At 71.8% G+C, this 15,686-nt stretch carries 14 protein-coding genes and 1 pseudogene; all 15 read left to right on the top strand.

The genetic code is table 11. From position 1 onward, the window contains the following. Positions 1-150: 150 nt before the first annotated feature. The 15 genes and pseudogenes from DEF28_RS11850 (at position 151) to nuoL (ending at position 15,669) form a co-directional block, all read left to right on the top strand. Positions 151-861, top strand: coding sequence for a demethylmenaquinone methyltransferase (locus DEF28_RS11850; protein ID WP_114397033.1), 711 nt, complete (start codon positions 151-153; stop codon positions 859-861). Between the two features lie 386 nt (positions 862-1,247). Next, positions 1,248-2,579 carry a geranylgeranyl reductase family protein gene (locus DEF28_RS11855; protein ID WP_114397034.1) on the top strand — a complete coding sequence of 444 codons (1,332 nt, stop codon included), beginning with the start codon at positions 1,248-1,250 and terminating at the stop codon, positions 2,577-2,579. A 59-nt stretch (positions 2,580-2,638) separates the two neighbouring features. Further along, positions 2,639-2,779, top strand: a complete 141-nt coding sequence (locus tag DEF28_RS27515; protein WP_158562800.1) for a hypothetical protein — start codon at positions 2,639-2,641, stop codon at positions 2,777-2,779. 2 nt (positions 2,780-2,781) lie between these two features. Further along, positions 2,782-3,141, top strand: coding sequence for an NADH-quinone oxidoreductase subunit A (locus tag DEF28_RS11860; protein WP_114397035.1), 360 nt, complete (start codon positions 2,782-2,784; stop codon positions 3,139-3,141). Between the two features lie 90 nt (positions 3,142-3,231). Further along, the gene (locus DEF28_RS11865; RefSeq protein ID WP_114397036.1) at positions 3,232-3,789 is read left to right on the top strand and encodes a NuoB/complex I 20 kDa subunit family protein; all 558 of its coding nucleotides are present in this window, start codon (positions 3,232-3,234) and stop codon (positions 3,787-3,789) included. Continuing rightward, a complete protein-coding gene (locus DEF28_RS11870) occupies positions 3,786-4,547 on the top strand; it encodes an NADH-quinone oxidoreductase subunit C (RefSeq protein ID WP_114397037.1) in 762 nt (253 codons plus the stop codon). The genes DEF28_RS11865 and DEF28_RS11870 overlap by 4 nt, the downstream gene beginning before the upstream one ends. A 162-nt stretch (positions 4,548-4,709) precedes the next feature. Then, positions 4,710-5,942 (top strand): annotated as a pseudogene (locus DEF28_RS11875) (NADH-quinone oxidoreductase subunit D); the annotation flags it as partial. A gap of 47 nt (positions 5,943-5,989) precedes the next feature. Continuing rightward, positions 5,990-6,727 carry an NADH-quinone oxidoreductase subunit NuoE gene (gene nuoE, locus DEF28_RS11880; RefSeq protein WP_114397039.1) on the top strand — a complete coding sequence of 246 codons (738 nt, stop codon included), beginning with the start codon at positions 5,990-5,992 and terminating at the stop codon, positions 6,725-6,727. Beyond that, a complete protein-coding gene (nuoF, locus tag DEF28_RS11885; protein ID WP_114397040.1) occupies positions 6,724-8,052 on the top strand; it encodes an NADH-quinone oxidoreductase subunit NuoF in 1,329 nt (442 codons plus the stop codon). The genes nuoE and nuoF overlap by 4 nt, the downstream gene beginning before the upstream one ends. Next, on the top strand, positions 8,049-10,535 hold the full coding sequence (locus tag DEF28_RS11890) for an NADH-quinone oxidoreductase subunit G (protein ID WP_114397041.1): 2,487 nt from the start codon (positions 8,049-8,051) through the stop codon (positions 10,533-10,535). The genes nuoF and DEF28_RS11890 overlap by 4 nt, the downstream gene beginning before the upstream one ends. Beyond that, positions 10,532-11,914, top strand: a complete 1,383-nt coding sequence (gene nuoH / locus DEF28_RS11895; RefSeq protein WP_114397042.1) for an NADH-quinone oxidoreductase subunit NuoH — start codon at positions 10,532-10,534, stop codon at positions 11,912-11,914. The genes DEF28_RS11890 and nuoH overlap by 4 nt, the downstream gene beginning before the upstream one ends. After that, positions 11,907-12,476 (top strand): NADH-quinone oxidoreductase subunit NuoI, encoded by a 570-nt coding sequence (gene nuoI / locus DEF28_RS11900; protein ID WP_233515247.1) that lies wholly within the window; start codon positions 11,907-11,909, stop codon positions 12,474-12,476. The genes nuoH and nuoI overlap by 8 nt, the downstream gene beginning before the upstream one ends. Next, positions 12,473-13,420, top strand: a complete 948-nt coding sequence (locus DEF28_RS11905; RefSeq protein ID WP_114397043.1) for an NADH-quinone oxidoreductase subunit J — start codon at positions 12,473-12,475, stop codon at positions 13,418-13,420. Before nuoI ends, DEF28_RS11905 begins: the two co-directional genes overlap by 4 nt. Next, positions 13,408-13,707, top strand: a complete 300-nt coding sequence (gene nuoK, locus DEF28_RS11910) for an NADH-quinone oxidoreductase subunit NuoK (RefSeq protein ID WP_114397044.1) — start codon at positions 13,408-13,410, stop codon at positions 13,705-13,707. Before DEF28_RS11905 ends, nuoK begins: the two co-directional genes overlap by 13 nt. Positions 13,708-13,722: 15 nt before the next feature. Next, the gene (gene nuoL / locus DEF28_RS11915; RefSeq protein ID WP_233515248.1) at positions 13,723-15,669 is read left to right on the top strand and encodes an NADH-quinone oxidoreductase subunit L; all 1,947 of its coding nucleotides are present in this window, start codon (positions 13,723-13,725) and stop codon (positions 15,667-15,669) included. Positions 15,670-15,686: the final 17 nt, after the last annotated feature.

Raw genomic sequence — 15,686 nt, forward strand, 5'->3', positions numbered from 1 at the left:
GAGCCGGGGGGGGCGTGCCCGGCGTCCGTGTTGCGTCACTCATCGTAAGCATGACTGCGTTGCGTGATCACTTGTCCGCGCCGGACGCGCACGGATCGCCGGGCCCGCCCCTCGCACGGTCCCGCCCGGCCACGCCCTACGCTGGACGGCATGACCCGTGCGGAACTCGACAAGAACCCCGGTGACGTCGCGGCGATGTTCGACGACATCGCGGCGCGCTACGACCTCGTGAACGACGTCCTCTCCCTCGGCCAGGACCGGCTGTGGCGGCGGGCGGTGGTGAACGCGGTCGAGGCGTACAGCGGCGAACTGGTGCTCGACCTCGCGGCCGGCACGGGGACGTCCTCGGAGTCCTTCACCGCGCGGGGCGCCCGCGTCGTCGCCTGCGACTTCTCGCTGGGGATGCTGCGGGTGGGTGCGCGGCGCCGGGGCGGAGCGTCGCGCCGCGGCGTGACGCTGGTGGCCGGCGACGCCCTGCGGCTGCCCTTCGCCGACGAGACGTTCGACGCCGTCACCATCTCGTTCGGCCTGCGCAACGTGGCCGACACCGCGCAGGCGCTGCGCGAGCTGCGGCGGGTCACCAAGGTCGGCGGCCGGCTCGTCGTCTGCGAGTTCAGCCACATCCCGGTGGCGGCCGTGGACCAGGTGTACAACCGCTACCTCATGGCCGCGCTGCCGGTGATCGCGCGGCGCATCACCGGGGAGTCGGCGGCCTACGAGTACCTCTCCGAGTCGATCGCGGAGTGGCCGGACCAGGCGGCACTGGCCCGGCTGGTGCAGGACGCCGGCTGGTCGCGGGTCGCCTGGCGCAACCTGACGCTGGGCGTGGTGGCGCTGCACCGCGGCGTCCGCACCGCCTGACCGGATCCGGCCGCGCGCCGCGCGGCCGGATCCGGTGCGCCGGTCGGCGGGCCGCCGACCGGGGAAAATTCGCCGAAGGCGGTCTTCGGTGACGTGCCTCCCAAAAAGGTTGGGGGCCGTCGTAACGCGGACAAACGGCACTGTGTTCCCTTGAATCCCCTGCGTAACGCCGGAACGGTGCGCGCGCGGGGGCGGTGACGCGCGCCCGGCGTCCGGCGGTGGGGGGTCGCCCGCGGCAGCGGAAAGGTCTAGACTGCGGATCACAGGAGTTTGTGAAGCACTTCACAAGCGTACGAGCAGTTTGCCGACCCCGGACCCAGACCCGACACAGCCACCGAAGCGCACGCCGTGCGCGGCGGCCGCGCCGAGCCAGTCAGGACCCACTCGTGAGCGAGACAGCGCCGACCGCAACGACTGTCGACAGAGCACACCCCCAGCACGAGGCCGACGTCATCGTCGTCGGTGCGGGCCCGGCCGGGTCCACGGTCGCCCACTACCTCGCGCAGGCCGGGGTGGACGTGCTGCTGCTGGAGAAGACCGCCTTCCCCCGGGAGAAGGTGTGCGGTGACGGCCTGACCCCGCGCGCCGTGCGCCAGCTCATCGCCATGGGCATCTCGCTGGACGATGCCTCCGCGGCGCCCGGCGGGAGCGGCCGCTGGCTGCGCAACCGCGGGCTGCGCATCATCGGCGGCGGGGTGCGCCTGGAACTGCCGTGGCCGGAGCTGTCGGAGTACCCGGACTTCGGCCTGGTGCGCACCCGGATGGACTTCGACCAGATCCTGGCCGAGCGCGCGGTCAAGTCGGGCGCGCGGCTGCTGGAGCGCACCAACGTCACCGGGCCGGTCGTCGATCCGCGCAGCAACCGCATCGTCGGTGTGCACGCCAAGGACGCCGACGGCGAGCGGGTGACCTTCCGCGCTCCCCTCGTCGTCGCGGCCGACGGCAACTCCTCCCGGCTCTCGGTGGCCATGGGCATCCGCAAGCGCGACGACCGCCCCATGGGGGTCGCGGTGCGGACCTACTTCACCAGCCCCCGGCACGAGGACGACTACCTGGAGTCCTGGCTGGAGCTGTGGGACTCCAGCAGCGGGCGCGACGTCCTGCTCCCCGGGTACGGGTGGGTCTTCGGCGTGGGCGACGGCACCAGCAACGTCGGGCTGGGGATCCTCAACTCCACGTCGGTGTTCCAGGACGTCGACTACCGGCGGCTGCTCCGGCGCTGGACCGCCAGCATGCCCGAGGAGTGGGGCTTCACCGAGGACAACCAGCGGGGGCAGATCCGCGGCGCCGCGCTGCCCATGGGCTTCAACCGCACACCGCACTACGCGCGCGGCCTGCTGCTGGTGGGCGACTCCGGCGGCATGGTCAACCCGTTCAACGGCGAGGGGATCGCCTACGCGATGGAGGCCGGCCAGGTCGCGGCCGACGTCATCGCCCAAGCGGTGGCCCGGCCGACCCCGCAGGCCCGTGAGCGCGCGCTGCTCGCCTACCCGCGCATCCTGCGGGACACCTACGGCGGGTACTACACGCTGGGTAGGTACTTCGTGAAGATGATCGGCAACGCGCACTTCATGAAGTACGCCACCAAGTACGGGCTCCCCCAGCCGCTGCTGATGCGGTTCACGCTGAAGCTCCTGGCGAACCTGACCGAACCGAGCCGAGGAGACGCGATGGACCGGGTGATCAACGGCCTGTCCAGGATGGCCCCCGCGGCGTAGCGGGTCCCGCGACCCGACGACCCCGCACACGACCCCGCAGACCCCAAGGAACACCAGGCATGTCGAGTCCGCGTGAGAGGCCGACCCCGCTCGTGAAGGCAATCACAAGCGGGGGCGTCGCCGTGCTCATGGGCGTGGTCGACGGCGACCGGACCCCGTCGCCGCGCGCGCCCGCCCGCGATGAGGAGGGGAACGGCTAGCGATGGAGCTGTACGCACCCATATTCGTGCTCGGCGGGATCGGCGCGGCGTTCGTCGTCGTGTCGATGATCGCCGGCTCGCTGCTCGGGCCGAAGCGGTACAACCGCGCCAAGCTGCAGTCCTACGAGTGCGGCATCGACCCGACCCCGCAACCCGTCGGCGGCGGGCGCTTCACCATCAAGTACTACCTGACGGCGATGCTCTTCATCGTGTTCGACATCGAGGTCATCTTCCTCGTGCCCTGGGCGGTCCACCTCGACGCGCTCGGCGTCTTCGGCCTGGTCGCGATGGTGCTCTTCCTCGTCAACGTGTCGATCGCCTACGCCTACGAGTGGCGCCGCGGAGGTCTCGAATGGGAGTGAGCGGGACCGTGGCGCACGCACGGCGGCCGCACGGCCGACCCACGAGTTCGACGAGACGGGACACGGACAACCGGAAAGGGGGTACGCCCCATGGGGCTTGAGGAGAAACTACCGAGCGGAGTCCTGCTGACCACCGTCGAGCAGGTCGTCGGCTTCGTCCGCAAGACGTCCATGTGGCCGGCGACGTTCGGGCTGGCCTGCTGCGCCATCGAGATGATGTCGGTCGGCGGACCGCGCTACGACATCGCCCGCTTCGGCATGGAGCGGTTCTCGGCCACCCCGCGCCAGGCCGATCTGATGATCGTCGCGGGCCGGGTCAGCCAGAAGATGGCTCCGGTCCTGCGCCAGATCTACGACCAGATGGCGGACCCGAAGTGGGTGATCGCCATGGGCGTCTGCGCCTCAAGCGGCGGCATGTTCAACAACTACGCCATCGTCCAGGGCGTCGATCACATCGTTCCTGTGGACATCTACCTCCCGGGCTGTCCGCCGCGTCCCGAGATGCTGCTGGACGCCGTGCTGAAACTGCACGACAAGGTCCAGAACACCAAGCTCGGGGTGCACCGCGAACGTGAGATCGAGGAGAACGAGCGGCGCGCGCTGCGCACTCTCCCCCTGATCGAGCAGCGTGAGGGGGCGACCCCATGAGCCCCGTCGACAACCGCCAAGGCAACCCTAACCTGGACGAGAGGGGAGAACTCCCCATTCGGGCAGGTGAGGAACGTCTCAGTTCCCCTGTCGCGCGCAAGGGGATGTTCGGCGCCAGGACGAGCGGCGACACCTCCGGGTACGGCGGCCTGGTCGTCCGCCGGTCGGTTCCGCTGGGCGACGAACGCCCCTTCACCGACCCCGACGACCCGCGGACCGCGTCGTTCGACGAGGTCGCCGACAACCTGGAACACGCGCTCAAGGAGGACGGCCTCGCCCTCACCGACGCGGTGGAACGCGTCGTCGTGCACCACGGCGAGATGACTCTGCACGTCCGCCGGGAGCACCTGGGCGCGGTCGCGCGGCGGCTGCGCGACGACCCGGCGCTGCGGTACGAGCTGTGCCTCGGGGTCGCCGGCGTGCACTACCCGCACGACACCGGCCGGGAGCTGCACGCCGTCTACGAGATGCGGTCGATCACCCACAACCGCGAGCTCCGGCTGGAGGTGTCCTGCCCCGACTCCGACCCGCACATCCCCTCGATCGTGGACGTCTACCCCACGAACAACTGGCACGAGCGGGAGGCGTGGGACTTCTTCGGCATCATCTTCGACGGCCACCCGGCCCTGACCCGGATCCAGATGCCGGACGACTGGCGGGGCCACCCCCAGCGCAAGGACTACCCGCTGGGCGGCATCCCGGTGGAGTACCGCGGCGCGAAGATCCCGCCGCCGGACGAGCGGAGGTCCTACGCGTGACGACACGACCGACCGACCCGCGCAGTGGAGTGAGGAGGGGAGCGCGACCATGAGCACGACCTCCGGCGATGTCTACGTCGATGTGTCCGGCGGGGACGGGGACGTGGAGCGGCGAGCCGACGAGCGTGCGGAGCCGTCGGTGCCCGTTCGCGAAGCGCTCTCGCGTCGGCGGGCGGTGCCGAGCGGCTCGTTGTCAACATGGGACCGCAGCACCCGTCCACCCACGGCGTCCTGCGGCTGATCCTCACCCTGGACGGCGAGACGGTGACCGAGGCCCGGGTGGGCATCGGCTACCTGCACACCGGCATCGAGAAGAACCTCGAGTACCGGACGTGGACGCAGGGCACCACGTTCGTGACCCGCATGGACTACCTCATGCCGATCTTCAACGAGACGGTGTACTGCCTCGCGGTGGAGCGGCTGCTCGGCATCACCGAGCGGGTCCCGGAGCGGGCCAACGTCATCCGGGTGCTCATGATGGAGCTGAACCGGATCTCCTCCCACCTCGTCGCCATGGCGACGTTCGGCATGGAGCTGGGCGCGACCACGATCATGACGAACGGCTTCCGGGAGCGGGAGCTCGTCCTCGACATCTTCGAGATGGTCACCGGCCTGCGGATGAACCACGCCTACGTCCGGCCGGGCGGCGTGGCCCAGGACCTGCCCGCCGGGGCGGTGGGCAAGATCCGGGAGTTCCTGGCCGAGATGCCCAAGCGGCTGACCATCATGCGCAAGCTGCTGGACGCCAACCCCATCTACCTGCGCCGGACCCGCGACGTGGCCCACCTCGACCTCGCCGGGTGCATGGCGCTGGGGGTCACCGGCCCCATGTTGCGGGCCGCAGGTCTCGCATGGGACCTGCGCAAGGCGAAGCCGTACTGCGGATACGAGCACTACGAGTTCGACATCCCGGTCTCCGACGGGTGCGACGTCTACGCGCGCTACCGCGTCCGCATCGCCGAGATGGAGCAGAGCCTGCGGATCGTCGAGCAGTGCCTGGACCGGCTCGCCCCCGGGCCGGTCATGATCGACGACGCCAAGATCGGCTGGCCCGCCCAGCTCGCCATCGGCGCCGACGGCATGGGCAACTCCCCGGACCACATCGCGCACATCATGGGCACGTCCATGGAGGCGCTGATCCACCACTTCAAGCTGGTGACCGAGGGCTTCCGGGTGCCGCCGGGCCAGGCGTACGCGGCGATCGAGAGCGCCAAGGGCGAACTGGGCTGCCTGGCCGTCAGCGACGGCGGACCGCGGCCGTACCGGGTGCACTTCCGGGACCCGTCGTTCACGCACCTCCAGGCGGTGGCGGCCATGTGCGAGGGCGGGACGGTGGCCGACGTCATCGCCGCCGTGGCCAGCATCGACCCCGTCATGGGCGGGGTGGACCGATGAGCGGGACGGCGCGGAGCAGCAGCGGAGCAGAGGGAGGAGCGGCAGCCATGAGCGGTACAGACGGCCAGGCGAGCACGTCCACGGGCGGCTTCTCCGACGAGGCGCGCGCCCGGCTGGAGGTCGACGCCAAGGAGATCATCGCGCGGTACCCCAAACCGCGCTCGGCCCTGCTGCCGCTGCTGCACCTGGTGCAGGCGGAGGAGGGGTTCGTGAGCACGGCGGGCATCGCGTTCTGCGCCGAGCAGCTCGGCATCACCACGGCGGAGGTCACCGCCGTGGTCACCTTCTACACGATGTACAAGCGCCGGCCCACCGGCGAGTACCACGTCGGCGTGTGCACCAACACGCTGTGCGCGGTCATGGGCGGGGACGAGATCTTCGCGGCCCTCAAGGAGCACCTCGGGGTGGGCAACGACGAGACCACCGAGGACGGCCGGGTCTCCCTGGAGCACATCGAGTGCAACGCGGCCTGCGACTACGCGCCGGTGATCATGGTGAACTGGGAGTTCTTCGACAACCAGACCCCGGAGTCCGCGAAGCGGCTGGTCGACGACCTGCGTCTCGGCCGGGACGTGCGGCCGAGCCGCGGGCCCGACGCGCTGTGCACCTGGAAGCAGGCGTCCCGGGTCCTCGCCGGGTTCTCCGACGGCCACGGCGCCGAGGGCGTCCAGGCCGGCGAGCCGTCGCTGGTCGGCCTGCGGCTGGCCCGCGAGCGCGGGTGGCGCGCACCGGACCCGGCGGCCGTCCGGGCGGCGGGCGACGGCAGCGAGGGGGAGGCCCGATGAGCCCCGCGAACGCGCTGACCCCGGTCCTCTCCCGCGGCTGGGAGCGGCCCGACTCCTTCACCCTCGACGCCTACCGGGCCGACGGCGGCTACGAGGCGCTGCGCGCCGCGCTGCGCCGCGACCCGGGGGAGCTGGTGGAGCTGGTCAAGTCCTCCGGCCTGCGCGGCCGCGGCGGCGCGGGGTTCCCCACCGGCATGAAGTGGGGCTTCCTGCCGAAGGACAACCCCAACCCGCGCTACCTGGTGGTCAACGCCGACGAGTCCGAGCCGGGCACCTGCAAGGACATCCCGCTGCTGCTGGCGAACCCGCACGTGCTCGTGGAGGGCATCGCCATCGCCAGCTACGCGATCCGCAGCAACCACGCGTTCGTCTACGTGCGCGGCGAGGTGCTGCACGTCATCCGGCGGCTGCGCGACGCGGTGGCCGAGGCCTACGAGGCGGGTCTGCTCGGCACCGACATCCTCGGCAGCGGGTTCGACCTGGACGTCGTGGTGCACGCCGGCGCCGGCGCCTACATCTGCGGCGAGGAGACCGCGCTGCTGGACTCGCTGGAGGGCTACCGCGGGCAGCCGCGGCTGAAGCCGCCGTTCCCGGCGGTCGCCGGCCTGTACGCCTCGCCGACCGTGGTGAACAACGTCGAGTCGATCGCCAGCGTCCCGAGCATCGTGGCCAACGGCGCCGACTGGTTCAGCGCGATGGGCACCGAGAAGTCGGCCGGGTTCGGGTTCTTCTCGCTGTCCGGGCACGTCACCCGGCCCGGGCAGTACGAGGCGCCGCTCGGGATCACGCTGCGCGAGCTGCTGGACATGGCCGGCGGCGTGCGCGCCGGGCACCGGCTGAAGTTCTGGACCCCGGGCGGCTCCTCCACGCCGATCTTCACGGACGAGCACCTCGACACCCCGCTGGACTTCGAGTCGGTGAGCGCCGCCGGGTCGATGCTCGGCACCCGCGCCCTGCAGATCTTCGACGAGACGACCTGCGTGGTGCGCGCGGTCGGCCGGTGGATCCAGTTCTACGCCCACGAGTCCTGCGGCAAGTGCACGCCGTGCCGCGAGGGCAATTACTGGATGGTGCAGGTACTGGACCGGCTGGAGGCCGGGCGGGGGACCGAGGCCGACCTCGACAAGCTGCTGGACATCTGCGACAACCTGCTCGGCCGCTCGTTCTGCGCCCTCGGCGACGGGGCGACGAGCCCGGTGACGTCCTCGATCAAGTACTTCCGGCAGGAGTACATCGACCACCTCGAACAGGGCGGCTGCCCGTTCGACCACAGCAGGTCGACCGCGTGGGCGACGACCGAGCGGAAGGAGGGGCGGACCCCGTGACCGTCACCACGAACACCGCCTCGGGCGGCACGCCGGCCGTGCCGCCGGAGGACCTGGTCACCGTCACCATCGACGGCTTCCAGGTGCGGGTCCCCAAGGGGACGCTGATCATCCGGGCCGCCGAGCTGCTCGGCATCCAGATCCCGAGGTTCTGCGACCACCCGCTGCTCGACCCGGTCGGCGCCTGCCGGCAGTGCCTGGTCGAGGTCCCCGACATGGGTAACGGGCGCGGCATGCCCAAGCCGCAGGCCTCCTGCACCACCACCGTCATGGAGGGCATGGTGGTGCGCACCCAGCTCACCTCCCCGGTGGCGGAGAAGGCGCAGCGCGGGATCATGGAGTTCCTGCTGATCAACCACCCGCTGGACTGCCCGGTCTGCGACAAGGGCGGCGAGTGCCCGCTGCAGAACCAGGCCATGTCCACCGGGCAGGGCGAGACCAGGTTCACCGAGGCCAAGCGGACCTTCCCCAAGCCGATCGCGCTGTCCACCCAGGTACTGCTGGACCGCGAGCGCTGCATCCAGTGCGCCCGCTGCACCCGGTTCTCGGCGCAGATCGCCGGCGACCCGTTCATCGAGCTGCTGGAGCGCGGTGCGCAGGAGCAGGTCGGCATCGCCGAGGGGCAGCCGTTCCAGTCCTACTTCTCCGGCAACACGGTGCAGATCTGCCCGGTCGGCGCGCTCACCGGCGCGGCCTACCGGTTCCGCTCCCGCCCCTTCGACCTCGTCTCCACGGCCGGGGTGTGTGAGCACTGCGCCTCCGGTTGCGCGCAGCGCACCGACCACCGGCGCGGGAAGGTGACGCGCCGGCTCGCCGGCGACGACCCGCAGGTCAACGAGGAGTGGAACTGCGACAAGGGCCGGTGGGCCTTCACCTACGCCACGCAGCCCGACCGGCTGCGCCGGCCCCTGGTCCGCGACGAGGAGAGCCGCGCGCTGGAGACCGCGTCCTGGCCCGAGGCGGTCTCCACGGCCGCCGCCGGGCTCGCGCGGGCCCGCGGCCGGGTCGGCGTCCTGGTCGGCGGGCGGCTGACCCTGGAGGACGCCTACGCCTACGCCAAGTTCGCGCGGACCGCGCTGCACACCAACGATGTCGACATGCGGGCCCGCGGGCACTCCGCGGAGGAGGCCGAGTTCCTCGCCGCCCGGGTCGCCGGCACCGGTCTGAGCGTCCGCTACGAGGACCTGGAGCAGGCCCCGGCGGTGCTGCTGGCCGGCTTCGAGCCCGAGGAGGAGTCCCCCGTGGTCTTCCTCCGGCTGCGCAAGGCCGTCCGGAAGCGGGGGCTGCGGGTCTTCTCGCTCTCGCCGTTCGTCAGCCGCGGGCTGGCGAAGGTGCGCGGAACCCTGCTCCCGACCGCGCCGGGCGCGGAGGCCCGGGCCCTGAACCGGCTGGACGAGTCCGCCCCCGAGGTCCTGGAGGCGCTGCGCGAGCCGGGCGCGGTCATCCTCGCCGGCGAGCGGCTGGGCGAGATTCCCGGGGCGCTCTCCGCGGTGGCGCGGCTCGCCGACCGCACCGGCGCCCAGCTCGCCTGGATCCCGCGCCGGGCGGGCGAGCGCGGCGCGGTCGAGGCCGGGGCGCTGCCCAACCTGCTGCCCGGCGGCCGGCCGGTCTCCGACGCGACCGCGCGGGCCGAGGTCGCCCGGCTCTGGACCGCCGGCGAGCTGCCGGCCGCCGAGGGCCGCGACACCGCTGGCATCCTGGCCGCGGCGGCGGCCGGCGAACTCGGCGCGCTGGTCATCGCCGGGGTGGACCTCGACGACCTCCCCGACCCGCGCGCCGCGCGCGCGGCGCTGGCCCGGGTGCCCTTCGTGGTCAGCCTCGAACTGCGGGCCAGCAACGTCACCGACCGCGCCGACGTGGTCTTCCCGGTCGCGGCCGTGGCCGAGAAGTCCGGCACGTTCCTCGACTGGGAGGGGCGGGAGCGGCCGTTCGACGACGCGCTGAAGGTCCCCGGTTCGCTGTCCGACCTGCGGGTCCTCGGCGCGATCGCCGACGCCATGGACGTGCACCTCGGCCTGCCCGACGCCGCGGCCGCCCGCCGCGAGCTGGCCGGCCTGGGCGCCTGGGCCGGCGAGCGGGTCCCCGACCCGCTGGTCCGCCCCGCCGCGGAGGCCGCGCCCGAACGCGGCCAGGCGGTGCTCGCCACGTGGAGCCGGCTGCTCGGGCGCGGCCGCATGCAGGACGGCGAACCGCACCTGGCAGGGACGGCGCGTCCCACCGTCGCGCTGTTGTCCGCCGGGACCGCCGCCGAGATCGGGCTGGCCGACGGCGGGCGGCTGCGGGTCGCCGGCCCGCACGGCTCGGTCAGCGTGCCGGCCGTGGTCACCGAGATGCCGGACCGGGTGGTCTGGCTGCCCGCCGACGCCCGCGACTGCGCGGTGCGCGCCGACCTGGGAGCCGGCGCCGGGGAGCTGGTGACGCTGGCCGTCGACGAGAGTTCCGGCGCGACCGCGCCGGCGACGAGTGCGGGGAGCGAACGATGACGCCCGACACGCTCGACGCGCGGGCCGGCCACGCCCTCGCGGCCGCGGCCGAGCCCGGATTCGCCGCGTTCGGCACCGACCCGTGGTGGATCACGCTGATCAAGGCCCTCGTGATCTTCGTCTTCCTCATGGTCTGCGTGATCCTCATGATCATGGCGGACCGCAAGGTCATGGGGCGGATGCAGCAGCGGCACGGCCCCAACCGGTTCGGCCCCTGGGGGCTGCTCCAGTCGCTCGCCGACGGGGTGAAGCTGTCCCTCAAGGAGGACCTGATCCCCCGCAAGGTGGACCGGGTCGTCTACATCGCCGCGCCGATGATCTCCGCGATCCCGGCGTTCATGGCGTTCTCCGTGATCCCGGTCGGGCCCGAGGTGACGATGTTCGGCGTCCAGACGCCGCTGCAGCTCACCGACCTGCCCATCGCGGTGCTGCTCGTCCTGGCCACCGCCTCCATCGGCGTCTACGGCATCGTGCTCGCGGGCTGGGCCTCGCAGTCGCCCTACCCGCTGCTCGGCGGGCTCCGGGCGTCGGCGCAGGTCATCAGCTACGAGATCGCCATGGGCCTGTCGTTCGTGGCGGTGTTCATCTACGCGGGCACGCTCAGCACCTCCGAGATCGTCGACGCGCAGCGGCCGATCTGGTTCGCGGTGGTGCTGTTCCCGTCGTTCGTGATCTACCTCATCACCATGGTGGGCGAGACCAACCGGCTGCCGTTCGACCTCGCCGAGGGCGAGGGCGAGCTGGTCGGCGGGTTCATGACCGAGTACTCCTCGATGAAGTTCCTGCTGTTCTTCCTCGCCGAGTACGTGAACATGGTGACCGTCGCGGCGCTCTCGGTGACGCTGTTCCTCGGCGGCTACCTGGCACCGCCGCCCATCACCACGTTCTGGGCCGGCGCCAACGAGGGCTGGTGGCCGGTGCTGTGGTGGCTGCTGAAGTTCCTCGCGGTCATGTTCCTGTTCATCTGGCTGCGCGGGTCGCTGCCCCGGGTCCGCTACGACCAGCTGATGCAGCTCGGCTGGAAGCTCCTCATCCCGGTCCAGCTGGTGTGGATCACCGCCGTCGCCGTCATCCGGGTGATGCGCAACGAGGGCGCCCCGCCCGTGGCGCTGGGCGCCGTCATCCTCGGCTTCTTCGTGGTGACCCTGGCGGCGCTGGCCGCCTGGAGCCGCGCCGCGGACCGGCGGCGCGCGGCCGAGGACGCCGAGCACGCCGAGCGGATACGCGCGCTGCGCGAGGACCCCATGCACGGGGGGTTCCCCGTGCCGCCCATGGACGCGCCGCACTACGGCAGCAGCGTCCCGGCCGAGGAGCTGCGCTCCGCGCGGCCGGCCCCGACGCCCCCGACCGACAAGCGTGAGGAGGTTACCGGTGCTTGACTGGCTCAACCCCGTGAAGGGGTTCGGTGTCACCTTCCACACCATGTTCAAGAAGGTCGACACCGTCGAGTACCCCGAGGTGAAGGCGCCCACGATGCCGCGCTTCCACGGGCGGCACCAGCTCAACCGCTGGCCGGACGGCCTGGAGAAGTGCATCGGCTGCGAGCTGTGCGCGTGGGCGTGCCCGGCCGACGCCATCTACGTGGAGGGCGGCGACAACACCGAGGACGAGCGGTTCTCGCCCGGTGAGCGCTACGGCCGGGTGTACCAGATCAACTACCTGCGGTGCATCCTGTGCGGGCTGTGCATCGAGGCATGCCCCACCCGTGCGCTGACCATGACCAACGAGTACGAGTTGGCCGACGACAGCCGCGAGAGCCTCATCTGGACCAAGGAGCAGCTGCTCGCCCCGCTGCAGGAGGGGATGGAGGCGCCGCCGCACCCCATGCGGCTCGGCGAGTCGGAGGAGGAGTACTACCGGATGGGCCGCGCCACCGGCACCCCGAGCGGCGGGGCCGGTGAGTCCACCGGGACCGAACGGAACAGCGAGGCCGTCCGATGACCGCCGCCGCGGCACAGGCCACCGCCCTCGCCGCTCCCGTCTCGGGCGCCGAGAGCGCGGCCTTCTGGATCATCGGCACCATCGTGGTGCTCGCCGCCATGGGCGTGGTGTGCAGCCGCAAGCCCGTCTACTCGGCGCTGATGATGGCCGTGGTGATGATCGGGCTGGCCGCGTTCTACGGCATCAACCAGGCGCCGTTCCTGATGGTCGTGCAGATCGTCGTCTACACCGGCGCGGTGCTGATGCTCTTCCTGTTCGTGCTGATGCTCGTGGGTGTCAGTTCGGCGGACTCCCTGGTGGAGACGATCCGCGGGCAGCGGGTGCTCACCGCCGTCATCGCGGTGTGCTTCCTGGGGGCGCTGGGCCTTGGCCTGACCCGGATCGCGGTCGCGGAGCCGGCCGGCCTCGCCGCGGGAACCGCGGCGGCGGGCGGCAACGTGCCGTGGATCGCGGGCGAGATCATCTACCGCTACGTGATCGCCTTCGAGGCCACCGGCGCGCTGCTGGTCACCGCGGTCCTGGGCGGACTGGTCCTGGCGCACTCCGAGCGGCTGAAGCGGCGGCGCACCCAGAAGGACCTGTCCCAGGAGCGGGTCCGCGGCGACCACGTCGCCCCGCTGCCCGCCCCCGGCACCTACGCGCGGCACAACGCCATCGACATGCCCGCGCTGCTGCCCGACGGGTCGGTCGCGGAGCTCTCGCTGAATCCGGTGCTCACCGCGCGGGACCCCCGCTACCAGTCGCGGGTACCCGACGACGTGCGGCTGGGCGCTGCGCCCGAGCCGGGCGGCGCCTCGGACTCGGCGACCTCGAAGGAGGGCCACGCCCTGCGGGAGGGCCCGAACGGCGACGGCGACTCCGGCGCCGCGGTGGCCGACGGCACCGACGGCGACGGCGGCGGCACGGCAGGCGGACAGGGAGCGGGGCGCTCGTGGACCCGATGAACTACATCGTGCTGGCGGCGATCGTCTTCACGATCGGCGCGGTCGGCGTCCTGGTGCGGCGCAACGCGATCATCGTCTTCATGTGCGTGGAGCTGATGCTCAACGCCTGCAACCTGGCGTTCGTCAGCTTCGCGCGCATGCACGGCAACATCGAGGGCCAGGTCATCGCGTTCTTCGTGATGGTCGTGGCGGCGGCCGAGGTCGTCGTGGGCCTGGCGATCATCATGCAGGTCTTCCGGACACGCAGGTCCGCGTCGGTCGACGACGCCAACCTGCTCAGGCACTAGAGGGGCGGGCCGGACGTGCTGTCATACCTTGCCGCGGAGCCGCACGCGGTCACCGCGGCGGCCGACGGGGTGGTCCACTCCACCGCCTGGCTCATGATCGCGTATCCGCTCGCCGGCGCCGCGGTCCTGCTGCTCGGCGGCCGGCGCACGAACGCCTGGGGGCACTGGCTGGCGGTCGCGATGTCGCTGGCCGCCTTCGTGTGGGCGGCGCTCTCGCTGGTCCAGCTGCTCGGGCTGGACCCGGCCGAGCGCAGCCGCTCGGTGCACGTGTACGAGTGGCTGACCGCGGGCTCGCTCACCATCGACATCAACCTGCTGATCGACCCGCTGTCGATCACGTTCGCGCTGCTGATCACCGGCGTCGGGTCGCTGATCCACATCTACTCGGTCGGCTACATGGCCGAGGACCCGGGCCGGCGGAGGTTCTTCGGCTACCTCAACCTGTTCGTGGCGGCCATGCTGGTGCTGGTGCTGGCCGACAACTTCGTGCTGCTCTTCCTCGGCTGGGAGGGCGTCGGCCTGGCGTCCTACCTGCTCATCGGGTTCTGGCAGCACAAGCCGTCGGCGGCGGTGGCGGCCAAGAAGGCGTTCCTCATCAACCGGGTGGGCGACATGGGCCTGCTCATCGCGATCATGCTGATGTTCGGCACCTTCGGCACCCTCGCCTACGCCCCGGTGTTCGCCTCGGCCGACGCCGCCGGGAGCGCGGTGACGACGGTGATCGGGCTGCTGCTCCTGCTCGGCGCGTGCGGGAAGTCCGCCCAGCTGCCGCTGCAGGCGTGGCTGCTGGACGCCATGGAGGGCCCGACCCCGGTCTCGGCGCTGATCCACGCGGCCACCATGGTGACCGCCGGCGTGTACCTCATCGTGCGCTCGGGCCCGATCTTCGAGGCGGCGCCGACCGCGCAGCTCGTGGTGACCATCGTCGGGGCGGCCACGCTGCTCGCCGGTGCGGTCATCGGCTGCGCGAAGGACGACATCAAGAAGGCCCTGGCCGGCTCCACGATGAGCCAGATCGGCTACATGACGCTGGCCGCCGGTCTCGGCCCGATCGGCTACGCGGCCGCCATCGCGCACCTCGTCACGCACGGCTTCTTCAAGGCGGGGCTGTTCCTCGGCGCCGGTTCGGTCATGCACGGCATGAACGACGAGGTGGACATGCGCCGCTACGGCGGGCTGCGCACCGCCATGCCGGTCACCTTCGCCACCTTCGGCATCGGCTACCTCGCCATCATCGGGTTCCCGTTCCTGTCGGGGTGGTGGACCAAGGAGGGCATCATCGAGGCCGCGTTCGCCTCGGGCGGGGTGACCGGCCAGGTCCTCGGCTGGGCCGCGCTGCTCGGCGCCGGGCTCACGGCGTTCTACATGTCGCGCGTGATGTTCATGACGTTCTTCGGCGAGCGGCGCTGGGCGGCCGACGCCCACCCGCACGAGTCGCCGCGCTCCATGACGCTGCCCATGGTGGTGCTCGCGGTGGGGTCGGTCGCGCTCGGCGCGGTGCTGGTGTACGGCTACCGCTTCGCCCTGTTCCTGGAGCCGGCGGTGGGTGCCGCGGAGCACCACGAGTTCAGCCTCGCCACCCTGCTGACGAGCTGGACCAGCCTCACCGCGCTCGCCTTCATGGTGGCCGGCGTCGCGTTCGCCTGGGTGCGCTACGCCCGGGCGCCGGTGCCGCGCACGGCGCCGCGCGGCAGCTTCGTCACGGTGGCGGCCCGCAACGAGCTGTACGGCAACACCCTCAACGAGGAGCTGTTCATGCGGCCCGGCCAGGCGCTCACCGCCGCGGCGGTGAGCTTCGACGAGAAGGTGGTCGACGGCGTGGTCGACGGTGTGGCACGCGGCGTCCGGGACAGCTCCGAGGGGCTGCGCCGGATGCAGACCGGCTTCGCGCGCAGCTACGCGCTGTCGATGCTCTTCGGCGCGGCGGTCGTGGTCGCCCTGCTGGGGGTGAACCTTGTCTAGACGGTCGGCCGGCGGTC

Source organism: Marinitenerispora sediminis (assembly GCF_003336425.1).
Taxonomy (GTDB): Bacteria; Actinomycetota; Actinomycetes; order Streptosporangiales; family Streptosporangiaceae; genus Marinitenerispora; species Marinitenerispora sediminis.